Consider the following 14,653-nt stretch of genomic DNA (forward strand, 5'->3'; position numbering starts at 1 on the left):
TGCAACTGATTCCTATTTGGTTCGGTTCGCAACTATAAGATTCGTATCTCCGGAGCGCTCTCGATGTACTCTCGTTTCAACCGCCGGTCCTCTTCGCCCGTCCTGTCCCTGCTGACCGCTGCCATCCTGCTGGCCAGTGCGCCGGCCATGGCCGCCACCGCCGCCGAACCTGCCGCGCGCAGTCACGGCCAATACAGTTTCAGCATTGAGCAACAACCGCTGGTTTCGGCATTGAATGCCTTTACCGCGGTAACCGGCTGGCAAATCGGCCTGCCCGCGGCGTTGGGCCAGGGCGTGTCATCCCCCGGCGTGCGCGGGGCACTGTCGCCGGAAAAAGCCCTGGACCGGCTGTTGGTGGGGACCAACCTGAGCTATCGCAAACTGGGCAATAACAGCATCGTCCTGGAGAAACGTGCGGCGGGCAGCGTGCTCAACCTGCAACAGGTGACCATCAGCGCCACCCGTAACGAGCAGGACGTCAGCAGCGTGCCAAGCACCGTCACTGTTCAGGATCGCCAGGCGCTGGACCGCCAGAACGTGAACACCCTCCGTGAACTGGTGCGCTACGAGCCCAACGTATCAGTCGGTGGCGCGGGCACCCGCGCCAGCAACGCGGGCTACAACATTCGCGGCATCGACGGCGACCGCATCCTCACTCAGGTAGACGGTGTGGAAGTGCCGGACAATTTCTTCAACGGCCCTTATGCCAAGACACGCCGCAACTACGTCGACCCGGAAATCGTCAAGCGCGTGGAAATTCTGCGTGGCCCGGCCTCGGCCCTGTACGGCAGCAGCGCCATCGGCGGCGCAGTGAGTTACTTCACCCTCGACCCGGACGACATCATCAAGCCCGGCCAGGACGTCGGCGCCCGCCTGAAAACCGGCTACAGCTCCGCCGACGACAGTTGGCTGACCTCCGGCACCGTCGCCGGCCGCGTGCAGGACGTCGACGGTTTACTGCACCTGAGCCAGCGCAATGGCCATGAAATGGAATCCTATGACGGCAACAACGCCACCGGCCTGGCGCGCACCGGCGCCAACCCTGAGGATGCACGCACCACCAATGTCCTGGCCAAGCTGGGCTGGAATTATGGCGATGACAATCGCCTGGGCCTGACGTATGAGAAGTTCAAGGATGATCGCGACGTCAACTTGAAGAACGCGGTAGGCGGACCGTTCACCGGCGGGCGAGGCTTCAACTTCTACCGCGCCCGCTCGGGCAACGACACCATCACCCGTGAGCGCTTTGGTATCGAAAACCGCTTCGCCCTCGACTCGCCGATTGCCGATCACATCAAGACCCGTCTCAACTACCAGATCGCCAAGACCGACCAGACCACCGCCGAAATCTACCAGCCATCGCGCCGTGTATTGCGCACCCGCGAAACCCTGTACGAAGAAAAACAATGGGTGTTCGACGCACAGTTGGACAAGGCGTTCAGCCTCGGCGAAACCGATCATCAGATGACGTACGGCACCACCTTGAAACAGCAGAAAGTCACCGGCTCCCGCGAAGGCGCCGCCAGCTGCCTGGCCATTGGCGGCGGTTGCACGGCCATCGGCGCGCCCAGCCCCTCAGCCGGCGACAGCGTGAAAAAGTCCAGCGACTTCCCGGACCCGACCATCAATACCTACTCGCTGTTTGTGCAGGATCAAATCACCTGGAACAAATGGACCTTCCTGCCCGCCCTGCGCTACGACTACACCCAGCTCAAACCCAAGCTGACCCAGGAATTCCTCAACACCGTCGACCCTAACCGGATCTACGATCACAGCAATGCGGAAAAAACCTGGCACCGTGTCACCCCTAAATTCGGCCTGACCTACGCGCTGACCGATCACTACACCTGGTTCGGCCAATACGCCGAAGGCTTCCGCACACCGTCGGCCAAAGCCTTGTATGGCCGCTTTGAAAACTTGAATGAAGGCTACACCGTCGAGCCCAACCCGAACCTCAAGCCTGAGAGCAGTAAAGGCGTGGAAACCGGGATTCGTGGCAACTTCGACGAAGGTTCGTTCGATATCGCTGTGTTTTACAACAAGTACCGCGACTTCATCGACGAGGACGCCTCGGTTGCCGGCGGCACCGTGCAACAGTTCGAAGCCAACAACATCAAGCACGCCACCATCAAGGGCATTGAAGCCAAAGGTCGATTGAACCTCGACGCCTTCGGCGCACCGCAAGGCCTCTACACCCAAGGCTCGGTTGGTTACACCTATGGCCGCAACGACGACAACGGCGAGCTGCTCAACAGCGTCAACCCGCTTAAAGGCGTATTCGGCCTGGGCTACGAGCAAACGCAATATGGCGCGCTGGTCAGCTGGACGTTGGTGAAGAAACAGAATCGGGTCGACAGCACCACCTTCCACGCGCCTGATGGCAGCACCAGTGCCCCCTTCAAAACACCTGGCTTCGGCATCGTCGACCTGACCGGCTACTACAAAGTCACCAACGACGTGACTATCAACGGCGGCCTCTACAACCTCACCGACAAGAAATACTGGAACTGGGATGACGTGCGCAGCTACGACGGCGTCGGCGAAGCCGGGGTTACAGCACCGGCCAACCTCGACCGCTTGACCCAGCCCGGGCGCAACTTTGCGATCAACCTGATCTGGGACATCTGACAATCCCCACCTTACCTCGCCACGATTAATCAGCGGCGAGGTGAGGATTTTTTACTGTGCCGCGTCTTCTTGTTCGTCTAGTTGATAACCGCTCTCTTTAGAGCACCCAGGCGCAACGCTTCTCAAGGACTTTTTTCGATGACCGCTTCCCCTACCGCAGAACGCCCAGGCCTGCGCTCCCAGCGCCTGAACCAAATCACTCACGCGCCGCATACCCAGCTCGATGCGCTGGTCAAAGCCCACGCTCCATTCGAAACCCAAGCCAACTTCGCCCGCTTCGTGGTCGCCCAATACCTGTTCCAATCAGAACTGGTAGCCCTGTACAACGACCCCGAATTGATCAAGATCGTCCCGGACCTGGCCGAGCGCTGCCGTGCCGACGCCGCCAGGCTGGACCTCGGTGACCTCGACACCGAAGTGCCCGCACCGGTTGCCGGCGCCGTGAAAAACCCGAGCAAGGCCGAGGCTCTGGGTTGGCTGTTCGTGTCCGAAGGTTCCAAGCTGGGCGCTGCGTTCTTGATCAAGCGCGCTGTGGGCCTGGGCCTCAGCGAGACCTTCGGGGCCCGCCACCTCGGCGAGCCGGCCGGTGGTCGCGCCGAAGGCTGGAAGCGTTTTACCCGCACCCTCGATGGCCTGGCGTTCAGCGCCGAAGAAGAAGCCGCGGTCGAAAAAGGTGCGATCGACGCGTTTGTGCGCTTCACCGTATTACTGGAACAGGCGTACGCTACGGCCCCTGAACTGGCGTAACACTCGAATTGAAATGCAATCAACGGTGGGAGCGGGCTTGCTCGCTCCCACCGTTGAATCTCATTTCATACTGACTTCTGTGATCACCCAACCCATGACCGGCAAAACTCAATCCACCTCAAAAATCGCGCAGCTCCTCTTCGGCCTGCTGGCCTACGTCAGCCTGGGCATTGGGCTGGTGGCGATTGTCATACCGGGTTTGCCCACCACTGAATTCATCCTGCTTGCCGCCTGGGCCGCGACCAAAAGCTCGCCGCGCTTGAGTGCCTGGCTGGAAAACCACCGGCTGTTCGGGCCGATCCTGTTCAACTGGCGCAACGGCAAGATCATCGCGCGCAGGGCCAAAGTCAGCGCCACGCTGAGCATGTTGGCATGTGCCGGCTTGATGCTGGTGATGCTCGATCACGGCTGGCCGATCTACCTGGCAATTGCCGGTATGGGCCTCGGTAACCTGTGGATCTGGTCACGCCCGGAACGGCTCGCAACGCCCGTATAACGTGGCGTTTAGTGTTTTACCGACCGCTCATCACCTTTCCCTCATGAAACATCTTGATGCGCCGATGTTCCGGACATAGCGCCAAATGGACTTGGCTCGCCCTGTTTGCATCCTGACAAGTCCATTCGCGAGTGAACCTATGTTCGACACCCTCTCCATCCGCCTGAAAATTGTGCTGCTGTCCGGCCTTTGCCTGTTGGGGGTGATTGCGCTGATCATCAGCATCAACCTGTACGAAACCAACCAAAATGATCAGTTGATCAGCGACTCAAGCTCGCGAATGCTCACCCAAAGTGTGCAACATCTGTTGCAAGCCAAGGCCGCCGAGCAAGCCTTGCAATTGCAGAAAACCTTTGGCGAAAATCTGGTGGTGGTCACCGCACTCGCCGATCAGGTCAAGGACCTGCGCACCCTCGCCAGCAAACGCTCGCTGGAACCGGGTGCGGTGCGTGAGGAGCTCAACCAAAGCCTGAAAACCGCGTTCGAGCGCAACAGCAAGGTGCTCGGTATTTGGCTGTCATTTGAACCCAACGGTCTGGACGGCAAGGACAGCGAGTTTGTCGACGATAAAGCCCGCGTCTCCAATGAAAAAGGCCGCTTCTCCAGCTACTGGAGCCGCGCTGGCGGCGAAGGCCTGAACACGGTGATGGTCGAAGACGACCTGAACAAGACCAGCCTCAACCTCAGCGGTACGCCCTACAACATCTGGTACACCTGCCCACGTGACACGCGCAACGTTTGTCTGCTTGACCCGTATTCCGATGAAGTGGCCGGCAAGCAGGTGCTGATGACCACTATCTCACTGCCGTTGATCGTCGACAGCAAAGTCATCGGTGTGATCGGCATCGATATCGCCCTCAACACCCTGCAAGCTACGACGGACGCAGCACAAAAAGAACTGTTCGACGGCGCCGCACACCTGGAGATTCTGTCCAGCACCGGCTTGATTGCAGCGTTCAGCGGCCAACCGGACAAGGTCGGCAAAAACCTGATCGACACCCTTGGCGCCGAAGGCAAAGACATCGTGCAATTGCTGGCCAGTGACACGCGCACGATCCGCGAACAGGACGACACGATCCGCGCCGTGTACCCGGTAAAACCGATTGCCGATGCAAAATCCTGGGGGGTGGTCATCAAGCTGCCCAAAGACGTGATGCTGGCCGATGCACTGAAACTGCAAGGGATACTCGACAAGGCCCAAAACGCCTCCACGCTCAAAGCCCTGCTGGTCGGCGCGGCCGCCGCGTTGCTCGGCTTGCTTTTGATCTGGCTGACCGCCACCGGCGTGACCCGCCCAATCAATACCGTCGCCGCCATGCTCAAGAACATCGCCAGCGGCGAAGGTGACCTCACCCAGCGCCTGAGCTATGCCAAGAAAGACGAATTGGGCGAGCTGGCAAACTGGTTCAACCGTTTCCTCGACAAGCTGCAGCCGACTATCGCGCAGATCAAGCAAAGCATCACCGAAGCACGTGGCACGGCTGATCAGTCTTCGGCCATCGCGCGCCAGACCAGCGAAGGCATGCAGGTGCAGTTCCGCGAAATCGATCAGGTCGCCACCGCCTCCAATGAAATGAGCGCCACCGCCCACGATGTGGCCAACAGCGCCTCCAACGCCGCCAGCGCGGCGCGTGGGGCCGATCAGTCGGCGCGTGAAGGCATGTCGATCATTGAACAGAGCACCCGTGATATCACCACCCTCGCCGACGAAGTCAGCAAAGCCGTGAGCGAAGTCGAGGCCCTGGCGGTGAACAGCGAGCAGATCGGCTCGGTGCTGGAAGTGATTCGCAGCATTGCCGAGCAGACCAACCTGCTGGCACTCAACGCCGCCATCGAAGCCGCGCGCGCCGGGGAAAGCGGACGTGGCTTTGCGGTAGTGGCCGACGAAGTGCGCAACCTGGCCAAACGTACCCAGGATTCGGTGGAGGAAATTCGCCTGGTGATCGAACGCATTCAGAGCGGAACGCGCGGCGTGGTGGCGACCATGCATTCCAGCCAGCACCAGGCCCAAAGCAACGCCGGGCAGATCCATCAAGCTGTGCAGGCATTAGGCAAGATCAGCGATGCGGTGACGGTGATCAGCGACATGAACCTGCAAATCGCCAGCGCCGCCGAACAACAGAGCGCGGTGGCCGAAGAGGTCAATCGCAACGTATCGGCAATCCGCACCGTGACCGAAACCCTCACCAGCCAGGCCACCGAGTCAGCGGCCATCAGCAGCCAACTGAACGCGTTAGCCAGCCAGCAGATGAAGTTGATGGATCAGTTCAAGGTGTAACGCCTGACTTGAAAATGATGATGAGCAAATGTGGGAGCGGGCTTGCTCGCGAATGCGGTGGATCAGTCAATACATCCAGTGACTGTCACACCGCATTCGCGAACAAGCCCGCTCCCACATAAAGCAGATCTGCGCTTTCTTACAGACCCGTCCAGGCTGTAACAAACGGCGTCAGGTCTTCTTTCGGCGCTGTGCGCGGCGGGTTCTGTGGGGTGCCCAGGTAGAGAAAGCCAATCACTTCCTCATCCGCCGTCAGCCCCAGGCCTTTGGCCACATGGGCCGAGTAGGACAACTCGCCGGTGCGCCACACCGCACCAATCCCCTGAGCGTACGCCGCCAACAGAATGCCGTGGGCCGCACAGGCAGCTGCCAGCAACTGTTCGGACTTCGGCACTTTGAAGTGGTCTTGCAAGCGGGCAATCACCACAACGACCAGCGGGGCGCGCAATGGGCCGTTCTGGGCCTTGTCGATGGCGGCTTGCGGCGCGTCGGCGTCCTGCAGTCGCGCGGCTTCGGCCAGCAGTGTGCCCATTTGCTCACGGGCCGCGCCTTCCACGGTCAGGAAACGCCATGGGCGCAGTTGGCCATGGTCGGGCGCGCGCATGGCGGCGGCGAACAGCACATCGCGCTGCGCCTGGGTCGGTGCCGGTTCCAGCAAACGCGGCACGGAAACACGGTTGAGCAAAGCGTCGAGAGCCTGCATTGGCCACCTCCAGATAAAAATGTGCGGCCATTCTAGCGGTAATGAATCGGATTCGACCAAACGATAATTGCTCTTATTCAATCCGCCTTGCCCTGTTAGACTTTGCGGCCTCATTTTCCGCCTTCGTTCAGGAAATTCGATGTTCCGTTCGCTTCTTCACCTGTCCGCAATAGTGTTGGCCTTGAGCCTGACTGCTTGCGATGACGCCCCACGCTTCATCAAGGCGCAGCCCGGTGAAGCGCGAGCCGGCGGCGCGGCGACGGTGAACAAGCGTGACCAGAACGCGTTTTCCCTGCCCTCGGCCAACCTTGCTCCCAGCCGCCGCCTGGATTTCAGCGTCGGCAACAGCTTCTTTCGCAGCCCCTGGGTGATTGCGCCCTCTACCACCACCGCACGCGATGGCCTCGGCCCACTGTTTAACACCAACGCCTGCCAGAACTGCCATATCAAGGACGGCCGTGGTCACCCGCCGCTGCCCGATGCGCCGAATGCGGTGTCGATGCTGGTGCGCTTGTCGATCCCCGCGCCCAGCTCAGACCTGCCGGCCTACGCCAAGCTCATTGAACAGCTCGGCGTGGTGCCCGAGCCGGTGTACGGCGGACAACTGCAAGACATGGCCGTGCCGGGCGTAGTCCCCGAAGGCAAAGTGCGGGTCGACTACACGCCCGTCAACGTGACATTCAAGGACGGCACGCGGGTCGAGTTGCGCAAGCCCGCCCTGCAAATCACCCAGCTCGGCTACGGCCCGATGCACCCGGAGACACTGTTCTCGGCGCGAATCGCCCCGCCGATGATCGGCCTGGGCCTGCTCGAAGCAATCAGCGACGCCGACATTCTGAAAAACACCGACCCGAAGACCGCCGACAAAGAAGCCATCGTCGGCCGAGCCAACCAGGTCTGGGATGATGCCCGGCACACCACGGTCCTCGGGCGGTTTGGCTGGAAAGCCGGGCAACCCAACCTCAATCAACAGAATGTTCACGCGTTCTCCGGTGACATGGGCCTCACCACGTCGCTAAGACCCTTCGATGACTGCACCGAGACCCAAGTCGCCTGCAAGCAGGCCCCTAACGGCAATGGCCCTGATGGCGAGCCGGAAGTCAGCGATAACATCCTGCGCCTGGTGCTGTTCTACACCCGCAACCTGGCCGTGCCGATACGCCGTGACGTCAACACACCGCAGGTGCTGGCCGGTAAAAACCTGTTCTACCAGGCCGGTTGTCAGGGTTGCCATAAGCCGACGTTCACCACCGCCGCCAACGCTGCCGAACCCGAACTGGCCAACCAAATCATTCGCCCCTACAGCGACCTGCTGTTACACGACATGGGCGACGGCCTGGCCGACCACCGCAGCGAATTCAAGGCCAGTGGCCGCGACTGGCGCACGCCGCCGTTGTGGGGCATTGGCCTGACGCAAACCGTCAGCGGCCACACGCAGTTTTTGCATGACGGCCGCGCCCGCAACCTGCTTGAAGCCGTGCTCTGGCACGGCGGCGAAGCGCAGGCGGCGCAGCAGCATGTGTTGTCCTTTAATGCCGAGCAGCGGGCTGCGTTGCTGGCGTTCCTGAATTCTCTATAAGCTTTGCCCCATTGACCGAAGGGAGCTCGACATGTTTCGTCCCAAGTTGTTGTTCACCAGCCTGGCCGCCCTCGCGCTCGGCGCCTGCTCGCCGCAGGACCCGCAAGCCGTGACTTCGGCGGCCATCGCCAAGCAAGTAATCCTGCCGACCTACAGCCGCTGGGTTGAAGCTGACCGCCAACTGGCCGTCAGCGCCCTCGCCTACTGCCAGGGCAAGGAAAGCCTGGAGACCGCGCGTGCCGACTTTCTCCACGCGCAAAAGGCCTGGGCCGAGTTGCAACCGCTGCTGATCGGCCCACTGGCCGAGGGCAACCGTTCGTGGCAGGTGCAGTTCTGGCCGGACAAGAAAAACCTGGTGGGTCGCCAGGTTGAGCAACTGGTCACCGCCCAGCCGCAGATCGATGCCGCCGCCCTGGCCAAGTCCAGTGTCGTGGTGCAGGGCCTGTCGGCCTACGAATACATCCTCTACGACGCACGGACTGACGTCGCCGACGAAACCCAGAAAGCCCGCTACTGCCCGCTGCTGGTCGCCATCGGCGAGCGCCAGAAGGCCCTGGCCGAAGAGATCCTGGCCAGTTGGAACAGCACCGACGGCATGCTTGCGCAGATGACCAAATTTCCGAACCAGCGCTACGCTGATTCCCACGAAGCCATCGCCGACCTGCTGCGCGCGCAAGTGACTGCGCTGGACACCCTGAAGAAAAAACTCGGCACGCCGATGGGTCGCCAGACCAAGGGCATCGCGCAACCGTTCCAGGCCGATGCCTGGCGCAGCCAGTCTTCCCTGCAAAGCCTGCAGGCCAGCCTCGCGGCGGCTCAGACCGTGTGGGTCGGGGTCGACAACAAAGGCCTGCGTGGCCTGCTGCCGTCGGAGCAGAAGCCGTTGGCCGACAAGATCGACGCCGCCTATGCCGCGTCGCTGAAACTGTTCGCCGGCAACCCGCGCACCCTCAATGAACTGTTGGCCGACGATGCCGGGCGCCAGCAGCTCGACGCGATCTATGACAGCCTCAACGTCGTCCACCGCCTGCATGAAGGCGAGTTGGCCAAAGCGCTGGGCATCCAACTGGGCTTTAACGCCAACGACGGTGACTGATGATGCTCAGGCGACAGGCTTTGGCGGTGGGCAGCGTGCTGCTCAGTGCGATCACGTTGGGTGGCTGGACGCTGTTCAGGCAAAAGGACAAAGGCCCGCTGCTGCTGTCGGCGCGCGATGATGCGGACGGCAGGCACTACGCCGTAGGCTATCGCCTGGACGGCAAGCAGGTGTTTGCCACTCAGGTCGGCCAGCGCTGCCACGACATCATCAACCACCCGACGCTGTCGATTGCACTGTTCGTCGCCCGTCGCCCGGGCACCGAAAGTTACCTGATCGACCTGCGTGATGGCGCGCTGCTGCAAACCATCACGTCGAATGCCCATCGGCACTTTTATGGCCATGCGGTCATTCACAAAAGCGGCAACTGGCTGTACGCAACCGAGAACGACACCTCCGATCCGGGCCGCGGCCTGCTGGGCGTGTACACGTTCGAAGGTGAGCGACTGGTCCACAGCGGCGAAATTTCCACCCACGGTATCGGCCCGCATCAGGTGTCATGGATGCCCGACGGCGAAACCCTGGTGGTGGCCAACGGCGGCATTCGTACCGAAGCCGAAAGCCGTGTGGAGATGAACCTCAACGCCATGGAGCCGAGCCTGGTGTTGATGCGCCGCGACGGCAGCCTGATCAGCAAGGAAACCCTCGGCCAGCAGATGAACAGCGTGCGGCACATGGGGATTGCCAGCGATGGCACCATCCTCACCGGGCAGCAGTTCATGGGGCCGTCCCAGGAGCGTTCCGAGTTGCTCGCGATCAAGCGTCCGGGGCAGCCGTTCGTGGCGTTCCCGGTGGCCGATGAGCAATTGCAGGCGATGGGGCACTACACCGCGAGTGTCGCAGTGCACAGCGAACTGCGCCTGGTCGCGTTGACAGCGCCACGGGGCAACCGCTTTTTTATCTGGGACATGGACAGCGGCGAGCTGCGTCTGGATGGGCCTTTGCCGGACTGTGCAGGCGTGGGCGCGGTGGCGGATGGGTTCGTTGTCACGTCAGGCCAGGGGCGCTGCCGCTTCTACGATTGCCGCCAGCAGCAGTTGGTCGCCACGCCGCTGGAATTGCCGGCCGGGCTTTGGGATAACCATCTGCACCTGATCTGATCGCCGTCATGGCAGCGTTCCTGGCGCCGATTTTTAAACGATCTGGAACAGTAACGCGCAGGCTCCTCGGCACCTGTCTGCAGCTGCTACAACGTAAAAGGCCCCGCAGTGCGGGGCCTTTTACGTTGGCTGTGATGTATTCAACTCTGCGGTCTCATCCCTTGGGACATCCCGAACATGAATAACAGCAAATCATGATCAGGCTTGACCGCCACACTGGCCTTGGCAACACGTGGTAACAGACATTGCCCGCTACCCTGCACCGCGCTCAGCACTTGTGTGCGAGGTTGTTCCCACGCAGCCAGCGCCAGGGCTGCAATGCCCAACGCGCCGACCAGGAACAAACCTCGTGCTATTTCTAGCTTCATCTGGTTAAACCCTTGATAGCGCTGCCAAACGCCGTCTCGTAAAAGTAGCTGAGTTTTTCCCAGTCGGTACTGCTCCACGACGAATGGCGCCGCAGTTGCAGCATGTCATGGGACGCCGCCCGATAAGCGGTCAAACGCTGGCGGCACTTTTCGAAATCCAGCAGCGCCACTTCCACATTGGCCGAGTCGCCCTAGCCGGTTACCCGTACAAAGATGTGTTTGATGTACAGGCAGCCATGCTGCCAGCGGCCCTTGTGCATTCTCGCCAGGGTGCCCGCCAACTCTTTGAGCACGCGCTCGTGGACCAACTCGCCGTACTGCTCGCGGCCACCGGCGGCGTACCAGTTTTCGATCTCGTCGAAACCGTCCAATGACGCAGTCACCAACAGCGCCTTCCACTGGTGCTCCGGGTCACGGCGCGCGCCGCAAAACACCAGTTCCGGAACACGCACATCCAACGAGCGCAGGCCCATCAGGGCATCGCGCTCGCGCAACACGGTCGGGCGACCAAACGGGTGGAGCCAACTGCGGTAGATATGCCCGGTCTGGCGCTTGCTGTAGAGCAAGCGGCCGTTAGCGCTGATCACCCGTTGCACGCCACTTTCCCCCCCACGTCGACGATTGGGTTCCTCGACCCACTCGCCCCGTTGGCGCCAGAAATAATCAAATCGCTCTTCGGGAGCTACGTGACTGCCTGATACGCACTCAACTGCCATCCTGTTACCTCTTACGCAATACATATACTCGCCACATGGCGTAGAGCGGCATGAAGTCCAGGGACTCCTGAACCCGGAAACCGGCCTGCTCAAACTCTGCCTCAACAGTAGCAGCCGGTAACACAAACCGGTTTTGATAACCTTCCTGCTCACCTTTCTCGCGACGTTTCGCTTCGAGGCGCTTGCGTTTCCAGGCCTTGAAATTGCCATCTACCCACAGCGAAACGATCACGCTGTCGCGGGTAACGCGTTGAAATTCCTTCAATATTGCCAGTCTGTGCGCCGCGTCACCGATATGGTGCAGCAAGCGCATACAGAAAATACTGTCGACTGAATTATCCGGTAAATCAATATCGAACGCAGAAGTCTGCAAAGGCCGTACCCGTTTCACCACTTCCGCCGGTTGGGCGATGGTGGCGACGTTCAACATCGACGCCGAATTGTCGGCCCCGATAATCACCCGGTTGGGCTTTTCCGCCAGTAACGGCCAGAAACGTCCAGCCCCGCAGGGCAGGTCCAACACCAGGCCTGGCTCGCCGGCCATGGCCAACGCGCCGCGCGCCAATTGCTCGTCGCGTTTGTGGGACAACCGGCGAGCCAGATTGTCCTGATGTTTGAGCAAATATTCCTGCGCGTGCTGATCGTCGTACTTTTCAGAAAAATCGAGCTTGATCGGGGTAGACATCAACGGATCTCCAGTAGCTGATGCCGACAACCTTAAGCAGCGAAGTGTGACTATCAGGTCAACCCGTTGTGAAAAACTTGTCCTGTCCAGCCCCATACATTTCAAGACTTTACAGACACAATCAGTGGCATGGGGCCATCTTCGCCGAAAAGCGGGGTAGCTGCCGCAGGATAGCGGCAGGCGGGGGGCTTAGGGTTTGACCGGGCTCAATTGGACCTGAAAGCGGCAGCCATGGGGCTCCATGGTGCTCAGGCTGACGCTCCAGCCCTGGCTCTCGCAGATGCGTTGCACCAGCGACAAGCCTAACCCCAGGCCTTCACCGCGCTTTTCACTGCCGCGCACAAAAGGCTCGAACATCGCTTCACGCTTGTCTTCAGGAATGCCCACGCCGGAGTCTTCCACCACAAAGCCACTGGGTTCGAGTGTGAGGCGGATAAAGCCCCGTTCGGTGTAGTGCAACGCGTTGCGCAGCAGGTTGCCCATCACCGCATGCAAGAAGGTGGTGTTGTAGCGGGTATCCAGCGGATTGCCCGGCAGGTAGATCAATTCGAGGCCTTTGTGCTCGATGGGCTCGCGCCAGATGCCGAGCAAATCTTCGGCGACCTGGGTCAGGTTGACCTGGGGCGACATGGCCGCATCATCGTGTTTGGCACGGGCCAGCATCAGGAAGGTTTGCACCAGCTCGCGCATTTCTTCGCAGGCTCGGGCAATGCGCAGCACCTGATTGCGGCCGCGCTGATCAATGGCGGGGTTTTCCAACAGCAGTTCACACGAACTGGCCAACACCATCAGCGGGGTGCGCAATTCGTGGCTGACATCGCTGGTAAACAGTTGCTCACGGGACAATGCCTGCCGCAACCGCCCCAGCGTCGCGTCGAAGGCCACCGCCAGCTCACCGACTTCATCGGCGGCGTAATCCGGCGCCAGGGGCGGTGCCAGCCCCAGCAACTGGTCACGATGACGAACCTGGCGCGCCAAACGCACCACGGGCGCCATCACCTTGCGGGCAAGCACCCAACCAAGGAATACCGCCAGCGCCAGGCTGAGTACAAAACCCACCAGCACGACGGCGAACAGGACGCGCTCGCGCTCTTCGAAATCGCTCTGGTCTTGCAGCAGCACATAGCGCCGACCATCGACCACTTCGACCATGGCGTGGTACGACAGCGACTCGCGAAACACCTCATGAAAGCCGGGTTCCAGATGGCGCAGATCCTTGGGCAGTTCGAAATCCCCGGGCCCACCGCTGAAATAGAACAGTTGATCCGGCTCTGGGCGATGGCTCCAGTCCTCGACACTGTCCATCAGCAACAGGCGCTGCAGGTCACCGCCCAGGCCGGCCGAAATCAGTTTTTCTTCCACCAGGTGCACGGTTGCAACGATGCCCATGGCGAACGCCCCCGCCACCAGTGCGCTCATCAAGGCAAAGGCGATGATGATCCGTTGGGCGAGGCTTTGCTTAAACTCCATCACGCCCCTCGGCCAGGCGATAACCCACACCGTGCACGGTTTGCAGCAACGGCTTTGCGAAGGGTTTATCGATCACTTGGCGCAATTGGTGAACGTGGCTGCGCAGGCTGTCGCTGTCCGGGCAGTCGTCGCCCCACAGGGCTTCTTCGAGAATTTCTCGACGCAACACGTGCGGGCTCTTTTGCATCAGCACCGCGAGCAGTTTCAGGCCCACCGGGTTGAGCTTGAGCAGGCGCCCTTCGCGGGTCACTTCCAGGGTATCAAGATCGTAATGCAGGTCGGCCACTTGCAGCGCGCGACGCCCGCCGCCTTGGGCACGGCGCAGAACCGCTTCGATGCGCGCGGCCAATTCCGATAGGGCAAACGGTTTGAGCAGGTAATCATCGGCGCCGGATTTAAAGCCCTGCAGCCGGTCATCCAACTGGTCGCGCGCGGTGAGCATAATCACCGGCGTATCGCGGCGAGCGTCTTCTCGCAGGCGTTTGCACAAGGTGTAGCCATCGATGCCAGGCAGCATGATGTCGAGCACGATGAGGTCGTAATGTTCGGTGGCGGCCAGATGCAGGCCCGACAAACCATCCTGCGCACAGTCTACGGTATAGCCTTTTAGCCCCAGGTAATCGGCCAGATTGGCCAGAATATCGCGGTTGTCTTCAACCAATAAAATTCGCATGGGCAGTGTCTCCGTACGCGGTAACGGCCGTGTTGGCTCGCGCAGCTTAAGGCCAAGCGCGGCTCAGGGATAGACCTGGACGCTACGTCGATATAGGTTTTCAACCAATTGTAC

12 protein-coding genes and 2 pseudogenes are annotated in these 14,653 nt (G+C 60.8%); 8 read left to right on the plus strand and 6 right to left on the minus strand.

Going from position 1 to position 14,653, the window contains the following annotated elements; genetic code table 11:
- The first annotated feature begins 63 nt into the window (after window positions 1-63).
- The 5 genes and pseudogenes from A7D21_RS10560 (at window position 64) to A7D21_RS36615 (ending at window position 6,149) form a co-directional block, all read left to right on the plus strand.
- Complete coding sequence (locus A7D21_RS10560; protein ID WP_069551672.1) at window positions 64-2,628, plus strand: TonB-dependent receptor; 2,565 nt, start codon at window positions 64-66, stop codon at window positions 2,626-2,628.
- Window positions 2,629-2,766: 138 nt separating this feature from the next.
- Window positions 2,767-3,375, plus strand: a complete 609-nt coding sequence (locus A7D21_RS10565) for a biliverdin-producing heme oxygenase (protein ID WP_053257802.1) — start codon at window positions 2,767-2,769, stop codon at window positions 3,373-3,375.
- 94 nt (window positions 3,376-3,469) lie between these two features.
- Window positions 3,470-3,871, plus strand: coding sequence for a YbaN family protein (locus A7D21_RS10570; RefSeq protein ID WP_053257803.1), 402 nt, complete (start codon window positions 3,470-3,472; stop codon window positions 3,869-3,871).
- Between the two features lie 280 nt (window positions 3,872-4,151).
- A pseudogene (locus A7D21_RS36610) lies at window positions 4,152-5,291 on the plus strand (HAMP domain-containing protein); the annotation flags it as partial.
- Window positions 5,292-5,393: 102 nt separating this feature from the next.
- Window positions 5,394-6,149: a methyl-accepting chemotaxis protein gene (locus A7D21_RS36615; RefSeq protein ID WP_371850820.1), complete on the plus strand. Its 756-nt coding sequence runs from the start codon at window positions 5,394-5,396 to the stop codon at window positions 6,147-6,149.
- 139 nt (window positions 6,150-6,288) lie between these two features.
- On the opposite strand, the gene A7D21_RS10580 is transcribed toward A7D21_RS36615, so the two are convergent.
- Complete coding sequence (locus A7D21_RS10580) at window positions 6,289-6,852, minus strand: NAD(P)H nitroreductase (protein WP_069551674.1); 564 nt, start codon at window positions 6,850-6,852, stop codon at window positions 6,289-6,291.
- A 139-nt stretch (window positions 6,853-6,991) separates the two neighbouring features.
- On the opposite strand from A7D21_RS10580, the gene A7D21_RS10585 reads away from it, so the two are divergent.
- The 3 genes from A7D21_RS10585 to A7D21_RS10595 are packed head-to-tail and all read left to right on the plus strand — an operon-like array spanning window position 6,992 to window position 10,627.
- Entirely contained in the window at window positions 6,992-8,431 is a 1,440-nt protein-coding gene (locus A7D21_RS10585) for a di-heme oxidoredictase family protein (RefSeq protein WP_069551675.1), read from the plus strand.
- A gap of 31 nt (window positions 8,432-8,462) precedes the next feature.
- Entirely contained in the window at window positions 8,463-9,527 is a 1,065-nt protein-coding gene (locus tag A7D21_RS10590; protein ID WP_053257807.1) for an imelysin family protein, read from the plus strand.
- Between the two features lie 2 nt (window positions 9,528-9,529).
- Window positions 9,530-10,627, plus strand: coding sequence for a DUF1513 domain-containing protein (locus A7D21_RS10595; RefSeq protein WP_053257808.1), 1,098 nt, complete (start codon window positions 9,530-9,532; stop codon window positions 10,625-10,627).
- Window positions 10,628-10,767: 140 nt separating this feature from the next.
- Here the strand turns inward: A7D21_RS10595 and A7D21_RS10600 are convergent, their stop codons facing one another.
- From A7D21_RS10600 to colR, 5 genes and pseudogenes are all read right to left on the minus strand, one after another.
- On the minus strand, window positions 10,768-10,995 hold the full coding sequence (locus tag A7D21_RS10600; RefSeq protein WP_053257809.1) for a hypothetical protein: 228 nt from the start codon (window positions 10,993-10,995) through the stop codon (window positions 10,768-10,770).
- Window positions 10,992-11,711, minus strand: a pseudogene (locus A7D21_RS10605) (lipopolysaccharide kinase InaA family protein). Before A7D21_RS10605 ends, A7D21_RS10600 begins: the two are co-directional and overlap by 4 nt.
- 4 nt (window positions 11,712-11,715) lie before the next feature.
- Entirely contained in the window at window positions 11,716-12,396 is a 681-nt protein-coding gene (locus A7D21_RS10610; protein ID WP_053257811.1) for a class I SAM-dependent methyltransferase, read from the minus strand.
- 189 nt (window positions 12,397-12,585) lie between these two features.
- Window positions 12,586-13,866 (minus strand): HAMP domain-containing sensor histidine kinase, encoded by a 1,281-nt coding sequence (locus A7D21_RS10615; protein WP_053257812.1) that lies wholly within the window; start codon window positions 13,864-13,866, stop codon window positions 12,586-12,588.
- Window positions 13,856-14,539, minus strand: coding sequence for a two-component system response regulator ColR (gene colR / locus A7D21_RS10620; protein WP_016975511.1), 684 nt, complete (start codon window positions 14,537-14,539; stop codon window positions 13,856-13,858). Before colR ends, A7D21_RS10615 begins: the two co-directional genes overlap by 11 nt.
- Between the last annotated feature and the right edge of the window lie 114 nt (window positions 14,540-14,653).

It is taken from the genome of Pseudomonas sp. AP19 (assembly GCF_001728855.1).
Taxonomy (GTDB): Bacteria; Pseudomonadota; Gammaproteobacteria; order Pseudomonadales; family Pseudomonadaceae; genus Aquipseudomonas; species Aquipseudomonas fluorescens.

Bases quoted from the DNA above. Each gene is read 5' to 3' on its own strand.
- A7D21_RS10560 (WP_069551672.1), top strand. From the start codon at position 64: ATGTACTCTCGTTTCAACCGCCGGTCCTCTTCGCCCGTCCTGTCCCTG.
- A7D21_RS10565 (WP_053257802.1), top strand. From the start codon at position 2,767: ATGACCGCTTCCCCTACCGCAGAACGCCCAGGCCTGCGCTCCCAGCGC.
- A7D21_RS10570 (WP_053257803.1), top strand. From the start codon at position 3,470: ATGACCGGCAAAACTCAATCCACCTCAAAAATCGCGCAGCTCCTCTTC.
- A7D21_RS36615 (WP_371850820.1), top strand. From the start codon at position 5,394: ATGCAGGTGCAGTTCCGCGAAATCGATCAGGTCGCCACCGCCTCCAAT.
- A7D21_RS10580 (WP_069551674.1), bottom strand. From the start codon at position 6,852: ATGCAGGCTCTCGACGCTTTGCTCAACCGTGTTTCCGTGCCGCGTTTG.
- A7D21_RS10585 (WP_069551675.1), top strand. From the start codon at position 6,992: ATGTTCCGTTCGCTTCTTCACCTGTCCGCAATAGTGTTGGCCTTGAGC.
- A7D21_RS10590 (WP_053257807.1), top strand. From the start codon at position 8,463: ATGTTTCGTCCCAAGTTGTTGTTCACCAGCCTGGCCGCCCTCGCGCTC.
- A7D21_RS10595 (WP_053257808.1), top strand. From the start codon at position 9,530: ATGCTCAGGCGACAGGCTTTGGCGGTGGGCAGCGTGCTGCTCAGTGCG.
- A7D21_RS10600 (WP_053257809.1), bottom strand. From the start codon at position 10,995: ATGAAGCTAGAAATAGCACGAGGTTTGTTCCTGGTCGGCGCGTTGGGC.
- A7D21_RS10610 (WP_053257811.1), bottom strand. From the start codon at position 12,396: ATGTCTACCCCGATCAAGCTCGATTTTTCTGAAAAGTACGACGATCAG.
- A7D21_RS10615 (WP_053257812.1), bottom strand. From the start codon at position 13,866: ATGGAGTTTAAGCAAAGCCTCGCCCAACGGATCATCATCGCCTTTGCC.
- colR (WP_016975511.1), bottom strand. From the start codon at position 14,539: ATGCGAATTTTATTGGTTGAAGACAACCGCGATATTCTGGCCAATCTG.